This window comes from Bradyrhizobium sp. USDA 326, from assembly GCF_049739485.1.
Lineage (GTDB): Bacteria > Pseudomonadota > Alphaproteobacteria > Rhizobiales > Xanthobacteraceae > Bradyrhizobium.
In genome coordinates this window covers 7164329-7178390 of sequence record NZ_JBMGQA010000001.1, presented here as the reverse complement: position 1 = coordinate 7178390, position 14062 = coordinate 7164329, and the positions used below count along the sequence as shown (strand labels likewise).

Annotated in this window: 13 protein-coding genes; 9 read left to right on the top strand and 4 right to left on the bottom strand. The window is 65.4% G+C overall.

Going from position 1 to position 14062, the window contains the following annotated elements; genetic code table 11:
• Positions 1-16: 16 nt before the first annotated feature.
• The 6 genes from ABIG06_RS33945 (at position 17) to ABIG06_RS33920 (ending at position 7445) form a co-directional block, all read left to right on the top strand.
• A complete protein-coding gene (locus ABIG06_RS33945; protein WP_124157968.1) occupies positions 17-397 on the top strand; it encodes a hypothetical protein in 381 nt (126 codons plus the stop codon).
• Between the two features lie 91 nt (positions 398-488).
• Positions 489-1241, top strand: coding sequence for a DNA repair protein RecO (gene recO / locus ABIG06_RS33940; RefSeq protein ID WP_370140165.1), 753 nt, complete (start codon positions 489-491; stop codon positions 1239-1241).
• A gap of 99 nt (positions 1242-1340) precedes the next feature.
• Complete coding sequence (locus ABIG06_RS33935) at positions 1341-1628, top strand: hypothetical protein (RefSeq protein WP_124157970.1); 288 nt, start codon at positions 1341-1343, stop codon at positions 1626-1628.
• A 62-nt stretch (positions 1629-1690) separates the two neighbouring features.
• A complete protein-coding gene (gene parC, locus ABIG06_RS33930) occupies positions 1691-3949 on the top strand; it encodes a DNA topoisomerase IV subunit A (protein WP_370140164.1) in 2259 nt (752 codons plus the stop codon).
• A gap of 396 nt (positions 3950-4345) precedes the next feature.
• Positions 4346-5896, top strand: a complete 1551-nt coding sequence (locus tag ABIG06_RS33925) for an ABC transporter substrate-binding protein (protein ID WP_370140163.1) — start codon at positions 4346-4348, stop codon at positions 5894-5896.
• 4 nt (positions 5897-5900) lie between these two features.
• The gene (locus ABIG06_RS33920; RefSeq protein ID WP_370140162.1) at positions 5901-7445 is read left to right on the top strand and encodes a GMC family oxidoreductase; all 1545 of its coding nucleotides are present in this window, start codon (positions 5901-5903) and stop codon (positions 7443-7445) included.
• 139 nt (positions 7446-7584) lie between these two features.
• On the opposite strand, the gene ABIG06_RS33915 is transcribed toward ABIG06_RS33920, so the two are convergent.
• A complete protein-coding gene (locus tag ABIG06_RS33915) occupies positions 7585-8340 on the bottom strand; it encodes an SDR family NAD(P)-dependent oxidoreductase (protein ID WP_370140161.1) in 756 nt (251 codons plus the stop codon).
• Positions 8341-8553: 213 nt separating this feature from the next.
• On the opposite strand from ABIG06_RS33915, the gene ABIG06_RS33910 reads away from it, so the two are divergent.
• Positions 8554-9447 carry an AraC family transcriptional regulator gene (locus ABIG06_RS33910; RefSeq protein ID WP_370140160.1) on the top strand — a complete coding sequence of 298 codons (894 nt, stop codon included), beginning with the start codon at positions 8554-8556 and terminating at the stop codon, positions 9445-9447.
• 59 nt (positions 9448-9506) lie between these two features.
• Here ABIG06_RS33910 and chrA read toward each other — a convergent pair whose 3' ends face one another.
• Positions 9507-10892 carry a chromate efflux transporter gene (chrA, locus tag ABIG06_RS33905; protein WP_370140159.1) on the bottom strand — a complete coding sequence of 462 codons (1386 nt, stop codon included), beginning with the start codon at positions 10890-10892 and terminating at the stop codon, positions 9507-9509.
• Positions 10893-11711 (bottom strand): chromate resistance protein ChrB domain-containing protein, encoded by an 819-nt coding sequence (locus ABIG06_RS33900; protein WP_370140158.1) that lies wholly within the window; start codon positions 11709-11711, stop codon positions 10893-10895.
• Between the two features lie 196 nt (positions 11712-11907).
• Here ABIG06_RS33900 and dmeF point away from each other — a divergent pair, with 196 nt between their 5' ends.
• Together dmeF and ABIG06_RS33890 are read left to right on the top strand one after the other, a co-directional pair.
• Positions 11908-12888, top strand: a complete 981-nt coding sequence (gene dmeF, locus ABIG06_RS33895; protein WP_370140157.1) for a CDF family Co(II)/Ni(II) efflux transporter DmeF — start codon at positions 11908-11910, stop codon at positions 12886-12888.
• A 96-nt stretch (positions 12889-12984) separates the two neighbouring features.
• Positions 12985-13863, top strand: a complete 879-nt coding sequence (locus ABIG06_RS33890) for a DMT family transporter (protein WP_370140156.1) — start codon at positions 12985-12987, stop codon at positions 13861-13863.
• Here the strand turns inward: ABIG06_RS33890 and ABIG06_RS33885 are convergent.
• On the bottom strand, positions 13860-14051 hold the full coding sequence (locus ABIG06_RS33885) for a hypothetical protein (protein WP_370140155.1): 192 nt from the start codon (positions 14049-14051) through the stop codon (positions 13860-13862). The genes ABIG06_RS33890 and ABIG06_RS33885 overlap by 4 nt on opposite strands.
• Positions 14052-14062: the final 11 nt, after the last annotated feature.

The window sequence follows — 14062 nt, the reverse complement described above, 5'->3', positions numbered from 1 at the left end:
AAAAGACAGGTCACCGATGAGCGTGCCCAGTAACGTCCGGCGCTTCGAAGCGCTGCTCTATGCATCGTTGATGCTGGATGCCCTCTCGGTCGCGGTGCAGGACCGCACGCCCAACGCCGAGATGACCGAGCAGATGATCATGACGGCGACCTTGCTCGCCGGCGGCATGATCCTGCTGCTGGTTTATTTCGTCTGGCTGGCTGCGTATCGGCGCAAGAACTGGCCGCGCTGGGTGCTGGCGGCAGCGCTCGCGCTGTCGGTGATCTCGCTCGGCCAGATCATCGGGGAGAAGGGCCTGGAGCTCGACAGTGCCATCGAGATCGTCTCTTGCGCGCTGACCACGATGGGCCTTTATTTCTCCTTCACCGGCGATGCGCAGGGCTGGTTCAACGCGTGAGGTCTCGAGATTCCGGGTTCGCCTCTTCGAGGCGCCCCGGAATGATAGGGATGGCGCTGCGCTCCTGATCGAAATCCTGTAAGCTTCTCCCATGGAATGGACCGACGAGGGCATCGTGCTGGGTGTGCGGCGGCATGGCGAAAGCAGCGCCATCGTCGAGCTCCTGACGCGCGCGCATGGCCGTCATCTCGGCCTCGTCCGCGGCGGTGCCAGCTCGCGGATGCGGCCGCTCTTGCAGCCCGGCAACAGCGTCAGCGCGGTGTGGCGGGCGCGCCTCGACGAGCATCTCGGGACCTATGCGATCGAGGGATTGAAGCTGCGCGCGGCGACGCTGCTGGCATCGTCCCACGGGGTCTATGGCGTCACTCATCTCGCCTCGGTTGCGCGGCTCTTGCCGGAGCGCGATCCGCACGAAGACATCTTTGCATTGCTCGAACATTCGCTCGACAATTTCGACGATATCGGCAGCGCCGCCGTGCACCTGATCCATTTCGAGATGGCGATGCTCGCGGAGCTGGGTTTCGGCCTTGCGCTGGACAATTGCGCGGTGACCGGCGAGACCACGGACCTGATCTATGTTTCGCCGAAATCCGGTGGCGCGGTGTCGCGCGGCGCGGGCGAGCCGTGGCGCGACCGGCTGTTGCGGCTGCCGCCTTTTCTGCGCCATGGCGAAACAGCGAGCGATCTCACCGAGCAGGATCTCCAGGACGGCTTTCGGCTCACCGGCCTGTTCCTGCTGCGTCACGTGCTGGAGCCGCGCGGGCAGGGCCATTCCGATGCCCGGGCCGGCTTCATCAATGCCCTGATACGGCAGCAGGCGAGGGTGGCGATCCCAGCGCCATGAGCACGTCGGGGCTCTGCATTGCCCTTCGCATGGAGTTCCCAGGAACGAAATCGGGTCGGTCGAGTCCGCCTTCAGGTTCCACAAATGGGGGCAGCCTAAATGTTGATCAGGGGATTCGCCTTGTCCGCGGCGCTGCTTACGTTCGTGCCCGATGCCACGGCCGGGGAGCCGCAACCTGGCTTGTTTCGCCGGGCATCCTGCACGGTCGTCCGGTATTATGTGGCGAAATATTCCGCTGCCGCCGCAGAGACATGGGCGCGGGCCCATGGCGCGACCGAGGCCGAGATCGAAGCCGCCCGCCGTTGCGTGAGCAATGCGCCGACACCCGCCCAAACGCCTGGTCAAGCCAAAACCCAGACATTCACCGCCGGCTGGGCAGGCCAGTAGGCCGCCTCCAGGGGAACCATTCGATCCTTGCCCGATTCGCTTCCACGGTTTAACCGGGCGGCATGGGAAAACGAATCGTTCCGCCGGAAGAACCGGCCGAAATCCACGACGTGCCGCTGCGCGAGGCGCTGGAAGAGCGCTATCTCGCCTACGCGCTCTCGACCATCATGCACCGCGCGCTGCCGGACGCACGCGATGGCCTGAAGCCGGTGCACCGGCGCATCCTCTACGGCATGCGGCTGCTGCGGCTCGACCCCGGCACGGCCTTCAAGAAATCCGCAAAGATCGTCGGCGACGTGATGGGCTCGTTCCATCCGCATGGCGACCAGGCGATCTACGACGCCATGGTTCGCCTCGCGCAGGATTTCTCCTCGCGCTATCCGCTGGTCGACGGCCAGGGCAATTTCGGCAACATCGACGGCGATAACCCCGCCGCCTACCGCTATACCGAAGCGCGCATGACCGACGTCGCGCGGCTTCTGCTCGAGGGCATCGACGAGGACGGCGTCGAGTTTCGCGCCAATTACGACGGTCAGTCGAAAGAGCCCGTCGTGCTGCCCGGCGGCTTCCCGAACCTGCTCGCCAACGGCGCGCAGGGCATTGCGGTCGGCATGGCCACCTCGATCCCGCCGCACAACGCCGCCGAGCTTTGCGATGCCGCGCTGCATCTGATCGAGAAGCCCGATGCGAAATCCAGGGCGCTGCTGAAATGGGTGAAGGGACCGGATTTCCCGACCGGCGGCATCATCGTCGATTCCAAGCAGGCGATTGCGGAAGCCTACACGACCGGCCGCGGCTCGTTCCGTGTCCGTGCGAGATGGGAGCAGGAAGAAGGCGCCCGCGGCAGTTGGGTCGTCGTCGTCACTGAGATACCCTTCCTCGTGCAGAAGTCGCGCCTGATCGAGAAGGTCGCCGAGCTGCTGGACCAGAAGAAGCTGCCGCTGGTCGGCGACATCAGGGACGAGTCGGCCGAAGACGTCCGCATCGTGATCGAGCCGAAATCGAAGAACGTCGATCCGGCGCTGATGATGGAATCGCTGTTCCGGCTCACCGAGCTGGAAAGCAAGATCCCGCTGAACCTCAACGTGCTGATCAAGGGCAAGGTGCCCAAGGTGGTCGGCCTGGCCGAGTGCTTGCGCGAATGGCTCGACCATCTGCGCGACGTGCTGATCCGGCGCAGCAATTATCGCAAGGCGCAGATCGAGCACCGGCTGGAAGTCCTCGGCGGATTCCTGATCGCCTACCTGAACATCGACAAGGTGATCAAGATCATCCGCACCGAGGATGAGCCGAAGCCCGAGCTGATGAAGGCCTTCAAGCTCACCGAGGTTCAGGCCGAAGCCATCCTCAACATGCGCCTGCGGTCCTTGCGCAAGCTCGAGGAGATGGAGATCCGCACCGAGGACAAGAACCTCCGCGGCGAGCTCAAGGGCATCAATGCGGTGCTCGCCTCCGCAGCCGAACAGTGGAAGAAGGTCAGCGAGCAGGTCGGCAAGGTCCGCGACATGTTCGGACCGAAGACGCCGCTCGGCAAGCGCCGTACCACTTTTGCGGACGCGCCCGAGCACGATCTCGCCGCGATCGAGGAGGCCTTCGTCGAGCGCGAGCCGGTGACGGTCGTCGTCTCCGACAAGGGCTGGATCCGCACCATGAAGGGCCATGTCGAGGATCTCTCGGGCCTTGCCTTCAAGCAGGACGACAAGCTCGGCTTCGCCTTCTTCGCGGAGACGACCTCGAAGCTGCTGCTGTTCGCGACCAACGGCAAGTTCTACTCGCTCGACGTCGCGAAGCTGCCGGGCGGCCGCGGTCACGGCGAGCCGATCCGGCTGTTCATCGACCTCGAGCAGGAAGCCGCGCCCGTCGCGCTGTTCGTGCACAAGGGGGGACGCAAATTCCTGGTCGCGAGCCACGAGGGCCAGGGCTTCGTCGTCCACGAGGACGATTGCGTCGGCACCACCAAGAAGGGCAAGCAGGTCCTCAACGTGGACATGCCGAACGAGGCGCGCGCGATCACCGAGGTGCTCGGCGACACCGTCGCGGTCATCGGCGACAACCGCAAGATGCTGGTCTTCCCGCTCGACCAGGTGCCGGAGATGGCGCGCGGCCGTGGCGTTCGCTTGCAGAAGTACAAGGATGGCGGCCTTTCGGATATTGCCGTGTTCGACGCCAAGGCCGGCCTGACCTGGAAGGACTCCGCCGGTCGCGAATTCTCCGCGACCATGAAGGAGCTCGCGGAGTGGCAAGGCACCCGCGCCGATGCCGGCCGCCTGCCGCCGAAGGGCTTCCCGAAGTCGAACAAGTTCGGCCGGGGGATCGGGTAGGGCGGCTCTCGTGTCCCGGACGCGCTGCACCGCCCTTCGCGTTGCTGCGCAGAGCCGGGACCCACGCTGCGCGGATTGCTCGGGGACATGGGCCCCGGCTCTGCGGCGCACCGCTGAAGAAGCGCTGCGCCGCGTCCGGGGCACGAGGATGTGGCGCGCATCTGTCCCCACATCGTCATTGCGAGCGTAGCGAAGCAATCCAGAATCCCGCCGCGGAAAGACTCTGGATTGCTTCGCTGCGCTCGCAATGACGCGGAGGAGATTGCGCTGCTCTCCAACTGACATTGAGTACCCCGCAAACGCGTGGCAGATACCCACGATCGCATAAGTACGGGCACGAACATTGCTTTTTGCTGGCGACTGCGGACGTTTCAGTCAAAAGGCAAAACCACATCCATGTTCAAACTGAAGGCTTTCATTCCGGCGCTGTTCGGCCTCGCGCTGGTGGCGGCGCCGGCGCATGCGGCGGGCAATCTCGTCGCGGTGCTCGAGGCGGAAATCGTCACCCTCGATCCGCATTTCTCCACGGCCTATATTTCGCGCACGTTCGGCTACATGGTGTTCGATACGCTGTTTGCGAAGGACTCCAAGGGAGACATCAAACCGCAGATGGTGCAGGACTGGAAAGTCTCGTCCGACGGTCTGACCTACAGCTTCACCCTGCGCGACGGCTTGAAATGGCATGACGGCCAGCCGGTCACAGCAGCCGATTGCGTGGCCTCGCTGCGCCGCTGGGGCACCCGCAGCGCGCTCGGCCGCCGCATCTTCGCGATCACCGCATCGCTCGAGCCGACCGACGCCAGGACCTTCGTGCTGACGCTGAAGGAGCCGTCGGGTCTCGTCATCGACGCGCTCGGCAATCCCGTCAGCCCCGTCGCCTTCATGATGCCCGAGCGCATCGCCAAGACGCCGGGCGACCAGCGCATCACCGAGATCATCGGCTCGGGTCCCTTTGTCTACAGCAAGGCCGATCACCGCACCGGCGATCGCATGGTCCTGAAGAAATTCGCCGATTATGTGCCGCGCCCCGAGCCCGCCGACTTCCTCGCCGGCGGCAAGCGCGTCAATGTCGACACGCTGGAGATCCGCGTCATTCCCGACGGTGCGACCGCAGCCTCCGCACTCCAGGCCGGCGAGATCGACTTCATGCAATACGCCCCGTTCGATCTGTTGCCTCAGTTGGAGAAGAACTCCCGCATCAAGCTCGTCAACTTCACCGGCGGCAACATGTTCGCGGGCGCCTACCGCCTCAACGCCGCGTCGAAACCGTTCGACGATCCCGCGATCCGGCGCGTGCTGTGGAAGCTGGTCGATCAGCGCGAAGTGTTGGATGCGCTCGGACTCGACGCCAAATACGCCACGCCCTGCGCGACCTACTTCACCTGCGGCACCACCTATGAGAGCACGGCCGGCACCGAAGCGGCGGCGAAGCCGTCGATCGAAGCGGCGAAGGCCGCGCTGAAGGCGACCAAATATGCCGGCGAGCCTGTCGTCGTCATGGAGGCCAACGATCTCGAAGCCCCGCGCGTCTCGGCGCAGGTGCTCGCCGAGCGGCTGAAGGCTGCCGGCTTCAACGTCGATCTGCAGGTCATGGACTGGGCGAGCGTGCTGGCGCGCCGCGCCAAGAAGGACGGCTGGAGCGTCTACGGCGTTCACGCCGGCGGTTTCGATCTGGGCTCCCCGCTGACCAATGTCATGGTTGCCTTCAACTGCGCCGACTTCACCGGCTGGCATTGCGATGCGCGCATCACGCCCTTGATGGAGGCCTTCGCCAAGGCACCGGCCGAGGAGGACCGCAAAAAGGTCGCGGGCGAGATCCAGGCCGTCATGTACGATCAGGCACCCGCAATTCCGTGGGGCCAGTTCGCTCAACCGGCCGCCTATCGCGCGACCTTGCGCGGTCTGATACCGTCCGCCATCCCGGTGTTCTGGAACGTTGAGAAGTAACGCGATGTACGATGTCGTTGTTGTCGGCGGTGGCTCAGCCGGCGCCGCCGTTGCGGCACGGCTGTCCGAGGATCCCTCGCGGCGCGTCCTGCTGCTCGAAGCGGGACGCGACTGGCGCGCCGACGAGGCGCCCTGGGAGGTGCGGACGCCCAATCCGATCCCGATCATTCACAAGCGCGAATACCAGGAGAAATGGCAATGGCCTGACCTCTTGACGCGCCGGGTGGCGGGGCAGGAGCCGCGCTTCTACTGGCGCGGCAAGGGGCTCGGCGGCTCATCGATGATGAACGGCCAGATCGCGATCCGCGGCGTTGCGGACGCCTTCGACGAATGGGCGGCCAATGGCTGCATCGGCTGGTCGGCGAAGGAGGTGATGCCGCTGTTCTCCGTGATCGAGGACGATCTGGAATTCGGCGATGCCGAGGGCCACGGCCGCGGTGGGCCGTTGCCGGTCTATCGCGCGCCGCCGGAGACATGGGGCCCGATCGATCGCGGTTTGCGCGACGCTGCGCTGGCGAGCGGATACCCCTGGTGTTCCGATGTCAACGGTCCTGATGGCGAGGGCGTCGCCTGCTATCCCATCAACAGCCGCGACAGCCGCCGCATCACCACCAATGAGGGCTATCTGGAGCCCGCACGCGGCCGCGCCAATCTGGAGATCCGCGGGCATGCGCTGGTCGATCGCGTGCTGATCAGCGACGGCCGGGCGACCGGCGTCCGCGTTCACATCGAAGGACAGGGCACGAGCGAGATCGCGGCGCACCATATCGTGCTGTGCGCCGGCGCCATTCACAGTCCGGCGATCCTGCTGCGCTCGGGCATCGGACCGGCCGAGGAGTTGCGGGCGATGGGGATCGCGGTCGCGCGCGATCTGCCGGTCGGCCGTCATTTCTTTGACCACCCGCTCTTTCGTGCCACCATCCAGCTCCGGGAGGAACTTCGTCCCACCGATCCCGATACCCGCCACACCAATTGCTGCGTGACCTACTCTTCGGGCCTCGCCAATGGCGGCAAGCGCGACATGATCCTGATCGCCTTCAATCACCGCGGCGTCGGCGTGCCAGGCGCGATCGGTGCCGGGCTGTTCAACGCGTACTCCCGCGGCACGCTCAAGCTCGCCTCGACCGATCCCGCGATCGATCCCATCGTCGAGGAGAACATGCTGGCCGATCCCCGCGACATGCTGCGGATGATGGATGCGGTGAGGCGCCTTGCGGTGATCACCTCGCAGCCGGCGCTATCTGGGATTTCCGACTGGATCCGGCTCGCCGACACCGATCTGACATTGCCGCAAGCCGCCAGCCTGCCGGATCACGAGCTCGATGCGGTGCTGCGCCGTGAGACCGGCGACATCCAGCACGCCGCCGGCAGTTGCCGCATGAGCGGCGCTGGAGATTCAGACGGCGTGGTCAACCCCGATGGCACGGTGAAAGGCATCGCGGGCCTGCGCGTCGCCGACGCTTCGATCATGCCGTCCGACTGCCGGGCCAACACGCATTTCACGACGGTGGTGATCGGCGAGGCGATCGCGCGGATGATGATGCGGTAGTGCCGCGACGACGGTGTCATGCCCCGCGAATTTGGGCATCCGTACGCCGCGGCCTCTCTTCTCAATCTCGGCCGCCTCGGAGTACTGGATCGCCCGGTCTGCACATCAAGCCGGGCGATGACACCGAGTGTGGGGGCGTTCAGATCGTCTGACCGCCTGATACCTCGATCCGTTGCCCGGTCACCCATCGATTGTCCTCACTGAGCAGGCTCGCGACCATCGGGCCGATATCGTCCGGGACACCAACGCGGCCCAGCGCGGTCATGCCGGCGAATTGCCTGTTCACGTCGGGATTGTCACGGACGAGGCCACCGCCAAAGTCGGTTTCGATCGCGCCGGGCGCAACGCTATTGACGCGGATGCCACGCGGCCCAAGTTCTCTGGCCATGCAGACCGCCATCATGTCAGCGGCGGCTTTCGCCATGGTGTAGACGGCGAAGCCCGGATAAGTGACACGCGTCAAGCCACTGCCGATGGTGACGATCGAGCCACCGTCTGCCATCAGCGGCAACAAGGCCTGGGTGAGGAAGAATACGCCTTTGACATGCAGGTTCATCTGCTGGTCGAACTGAGCTTCGGTGGTCTCCCCGAGCGGAGCGAAGAGGCCGTCGCCGGCATTGTGCACGAGGTGGTCGAAGCTCTCGCGACCAAATGTCTCCTTCAGCGTCAAGCCCAGTCTTTGCGCGAAGGAGGGAAAGTTGGCGACGTCGGCGCTGTCCAGCTGAAAGGCCACGGCCCGGCGTCCCATCGCCTTGATCTCGGAAACGGCGCTCTCCGCGAGGTCCGCACGGCTCCGGTATGTGATGATGACATCGCTGCCCTTGCGCGCGATGTTGACGGCCATGTTGCGGCCAAGGCCGCGGCTCGCGCCGGTGACGATTGCAATTTTTGCCATGTGATGTCTCCTTCGTTTGACACGGCGAGGGTGGCAGACACCGCGGCATTCGAGTTGCCGGATCCTTGAACCTTCTTGCCTATTCCTCCAAATGACCGCGAGCGTCCCTCAGGCCCGGCCGTCGCTGCGTCGAACGATCAATTCACGTGCCCAAAGTTGAAGCAGTCCGGCCATGTCGGTTGCCGGAGCCCGCGGCTGGTGTAAATTCGCGCAATGACGACGACCTTGCTTGAAACGGTTCGCCGCTATGCGGACTCGCACTCCGACCAAAACGGCACGGCCAGGACGCCGATTCCGGGCCTTACGGCCATACGGGCGCTGACGCCGGGCCAGCTCCAATACGCAATCAACCGACCGCTTGTCGCGCTCGTCCTGCAGGGTCGAAAACGCGTGACGATGGGAGCCCACACCTTCGACTTCGGGGCAGGAGAGTCGCTCCTGATCTCGGCGGACGTGCCAACGGTGAGCCAGATTACCCGTGCCAGTGCGCAGCTCCCATATTATTCCCTGGTCGTTGAGCTCGACCCGGCGGTGATCGCGAGCCTGATCGTGGAGATGAACCTTGCTCCCGAGCAGCAAGGCATTCCCGTGCGCGTCGATCCGACCGAAACGGAGGTTGCCGATGCCGCGCTCCGCTTGATGCGGCTGCTCGAGCGTCCGTCCTCCTTGCCGGTTCTGCGATCTCAATTCATTCGCGAAATCCACTATTGGCTGCTGGCGGGGCGCCACGGCGCGGCGATAAGGGCTCTCGGCGTCGCGGACAGTCATGCGCAACGCATTGCGCGCGCCGTCGCGATCATTCGATCCGAATACGCAAAGCCGCTGCGGATCGAGCGCCTGGCGGAAGCGGCTGCCATGAGTCCTTCCTCGTTTCACCAGCACTTCCGCGCGATTACATCACTCACTCCCTTGCAATTTCAGAAGCAGCTGCGGCTCATCGAGGCGCGCAGGATGATGCTGTCCGAGGGCTCGGACGTGAGCAGCGCGGCCTTCGGAGTAGGCTACGAAAGCGTCTCCCAATTCACGAGAGAGTATGGGCGCATGTTCGGGCTGCCGCCGGCCAAGGATATCAAGGCCGCGCTCGGTCAACTGGACACCGCAGCCTGATGCTAAGCCGGATCATCGACCACCCGGGACATGCAAGGCCGGACAGCGTAGCGGCTCTCCTAGATCATTCCCGCCAATCTTAGCGCCACGCCCGCGGCACAGCTGCCAGCCAGCACCGTCAGCATCCCCAGCTTGAATCGGAAGATCGCCGTCGCCGCCGCGATGGCCAGCAGCAACGCGGGGATATCAACGCTCGTCAGCACCGGCCTGTCGAAATCCAGCGGAAACGCGTGCACCGGCACGGTCTCGCGGAATAGCGCGTGCAGCGCGAACCAGATCGAGAGGTTGAGGATCACGCCGACGACCGCGGCGGTAATCGCGCTGAGCGCACCGGCGAGGCCCGTGTTGCCGCGCAGGCGCTCGATATAAGGCGCGCCGACGAAGATCCAGAGGAAGCAGGGCGTGAAGGTGACCCAGGTCGCGAGCAGGCCGCCGAGCGTCGCCGCAAGCATCGGCGACAGGCCGCCGGGATCGCGGAAGGCGGCCATGAAGCCCACGAACTGGAGCACCATGATCAGGGGCCCCGGCGTCGTCTCGGCCATGCCGAGGCCGTCGAGCATCTCGTGCGGTTTCAGCCAGTGATAGTGCTCGACCGCCTGCTGGGCCACGTAGGCCAGCACCGCGTAGGCGCCGCCGAAGGTGACCAGTGCCATCTTCGAGAAGAACAGGGCGATCTGGCTGAACACATTGGCCTGTCCGAGGACTGACAGCAGCGCAATCACCGGAACAAGCCAGAGTGCCAGCCACATTGCGCCGACGCGGATCGCCCGTGCCGCGTTGGGACGGACATGATCGGGCACGGCCTCGCCGAGCATGCTGTCGATCGCGGCACCGCTGCCGCCATGGCCGTGACCGGCCGGCGCGAATTCCGGACGGCCGCTTCGGGCGCCGGCATAGCCGATGATGCCGGCGGCGATGATGATGATCGGGAAGGGGACCGCGAAGAAGAAGATCGCGACGAAGGCCGCGGCCGCGAGCGCGAACATGATGCGGTTCTTCAGCGCGCGCTTGCCGACGCGCGCCACCGCCTCGACGACGACGGCGAGCACGGCAGCCTTGAGGCCGAAGAACAGCGCCTCGACGAAGCTGACATTGCCGAACGCGGCATAGACGTAGCTGAGGCCCATGATGGCGATGATGCCGGGCAGGATGAACAGCCCGCCCGCCATCAGCCCGCCGGCGGTGCGGTGCATCAGCCAGCCGACATAGGTCGCGAGCTGCTGCGCCTCGGGTCCCGGCAGCAGCATGCAGTAATTCAGCGCATGCAGGAACCGGCCTTCCGAGATCCATTTTTTCTCCTCGACCAGGATGCGGTGCATCACCGCGATTTGGCCCGCGGGCCCGCCAAAGCTGAGGCAGGCGACACGGAGCCAGACGCGAAAGGCCCCATTGAAGCTGACGCCGTGACCGGCGTCAGCTCCTGCCTGAACGTTACGGATGTCCATTTACGCCTTCACCTTGTTGGTCGGCCAGTTGTGCGTCTCGGTGGTGGCGTCGCGGCACCAACGGTAGAAGGCATCGTAGAGCGTCATGCCGGCCTCGAGCTGTTCGAGGTCCTCGTCGTACATCCGGGACAGCCCGAGCGAGGCCGCGAGCAGGCCCGGTGCCTCCGGCGCGAGGTCCGGCCGCGCGGTGTCGGCGCCGCGCACCAGCGTCGCGAGGCGAAGCAGGGCCGGCGTTGCGATCCCGAATTCCTCGATCATCACGTCGAAGGTGCAGAGCTCGCCACGGTGGCTCCAGAACACGTTCTCGATGTCGAATGGGGCGGCACCAAAGCGCTCGCCGACTCCCACCACTTCCGACGGCGCGACGTACAGGAACACCGCGCTGGGATCGACGAAGCGGCGGATCAGCCACGGGCAGGCGATGCGATCGACCTTCGGTCGCGCTCGCGTGACCCAGACGGTGCGACCCTCGGCATCGCGTGGAGGCAGCTTTCGGGCGTCGAGCAGCGGCAGCTTGGCCGCCTTCCAGCCCTCGAAGCCGCCCTCCAGCGTCTCCGCTTGCACCCCGAGCTGGCGCAGCCAGGCCGCGGTGCCTTGCGCGAGCTTCTCACCGCGGAAGCAGGAGACGACGGCGCGGCGGCCGGCGAAAGCGCCGCCCCAGTCCGTCACATTGTCGTGGCTGAGCTTGATGGAGCCGGGGATCAGCCGCCGATCGGCGGCAAAATCCTCCTCGGTGCGCACATCGATCAGGACAGGCGCGTTCGCCGTGCCGATCAGCCGTGCCATTTTGTCAGACGAAATGGTCGTGAATGTAGACATGATGCGTCCTCGCAAGAAACGAACGGGACGCGATGCTTGGGCCTGTCGCCTCGTGGGGAGATCGCTCAAATCCCCATGGCGCAGATTACAGCGAAACTAAGTAGCACTGTCAATCCGCGGGACGATTGGACCTTAGAAAATTGGTGCCTGCCGTCTATATTGCGCGCCGGCAGACCTGAATCTTCGGGAGAATTCGATGCATTCCCATTCCATCGAACAATGGACCCATGACCACGCCTTCCTCGGCGAGAAGCACGACGAGAACGAGCGCCGCACCTGGCTCGTTGTCGTCCTGACGCTGGTCATGATGGTTGGCGAGATCGTGGCAGGCTCGCTGTTCGGTTCGATGGCGCTGCTGGCCGACGGCTGGCACATGGGCACGCATGCGGCCGCGCTCGGCATTGCCGCCTTCGCCTATCGTTTCGCGCGCCGGCACCTGGGGAATGCGCACTTTACCTTCGGCACCGGCAAGTTCGGGGATCTTGCCGCCTTCGCCAGCGCGATCATCCTCGGCCTGATTGCGGTCGAGATCGCCTATGAGAGCGTGCTGCGGCTGATCACGCCGGTACCGATCGTCTATGGCGAAGCCATGGCCGTGGCTGCCCTCGGCCTGTGCGTCAATCTCGCCAGCGTGTGGCTGCTGCGCGATAGCCACGATCATCACCATCACGGTCACGGCCATGGCCATGCGCATGATGACCACGACGATCACGACCGCGACCACGATCATCACGGCCATCATCATCACCATCACCACGACAACAACCTTCGCGCGGCCTATGTCCATGTCATGACCGATGCCGCGACCTCTGTGCTGGCGATCGCAGCACTCGCCGTCGCCATGTATTCAGGCTGGGTCTGGGCCGATCCGGCGGTGGGCCTGATCGGCAGCGTCGTGATCGCGAGCTGGGCGTACGGCCTGATCAGGTCATCGGGTGCGGTGCTGCTCGACGTGCGCGCCGACGAGAAGCTGGAGCGGGTGATCCGGGCCCGCATGGAGGTCGGCGACGATCGCGTGACCGACCTCCATCTCTGGCAGGTCGGCCCCGGCCATTGCGCCGTGCTGCTCTCGGTGGTGTCGGACAAGCCGAAGCAGCCGGCCGTGTACAAGCGGCGGCTCGCGGGATTGAAGGGCCTCAGCCACGTCACGGTCGAGGTCGAGACCTGCCAGCATTGACGGGCCGCGCGAACGGACCCGCCGTTGTGCTGCTGCCACCATGCTGGCAGCAGCAACGTGCTAACGCCCGGAGGAACTCCGTGACGGGAGATGGTGGTGGGCGAGTGGGCCGGGGTTGCGATCGCGCTGGCGTCGAGCAGCTTCGGCGGAACCGCTGCGGCCATTACGCGCTATCTTGTCGACGGCGCCGACCCCGTCCTGCTCGCGATCCTGCGCTGGGGGATCGGCTTTCTCTGCTTGTTGCCTTGCGCGCTTCTGCTGGGCGTGCGGTGGCCGCAACGGCCCGACTGGCCTGTGGTGATGCTGCTTGGCATCTGCTTCTTCGGCCTGTTCTTCATCCTCTATAACATCGCGGTCTCCTACACGACCGCCGCGCGCGCCAGTCTCGCGCTGGCGACGTTGCCGCTCCACACCATGATGGTCGGCGCGCTGCTCGGCGTGGAGCCCCTGTCCGCGCGCAAGGTCACGGGCGTCGGCATCGCCGTGCTCGGCGTGGCGGCGGCGCTTGCCGCGGGGCTCGCGCAGAGCCCGCCCGGCGCCTGGCGCGGCGAGTTGATCATGACCGGCGCCGTGTTCTGCATGGCGTTCTACAACGTGCTGTCGCGTCCGCTGATGCAGCGCTCCAGCGCGCTCGGTTTTCTCACCGTCGGCATGGGCGCGGGCGCCATTGCGCTTGTGCTGGTGGGGCTGACTAAAGGTAGCTTTGCGGCGCTCGAGCACTTCACGGCGGCGCAGTGGATTGCCGGCGTCTATCTGGGCATTGGCGGTGGCGCGCTCGCTTTCATCCTCTCGGTCATGGCGCTGGCGCGGACGACGCCGACCCGGGTCGCCAATACGATGACGGTCAATCCGATCGCCGCGGCTCTGCTGGCGGCGCTGCTGATCGGCGAGCCGATCACGGGAAATCTTCTGATCGGGCTGGTCGCGGTGTTCGCCGGCATCTGGATTGCGACCAGCGAGGTAAAGGCGGCCTAGCTCCGCGGCGCGGTCGCCGTCGGCTGGCTCGCGTCCGGGGACTTCTTCGGCTTCAGCGTCCCGGCATAGAACGAGAGCAGCCATACCAGGAGGACGGCGAGGAGATAGACGCCCCATGCCTGCGGCGGCGTAGTCGCCCAGCGCAGGAGGCTCTTGAATGTGCGGGGCGGGCCAGCGTCGTCGCTCATGGCTCGCTTGT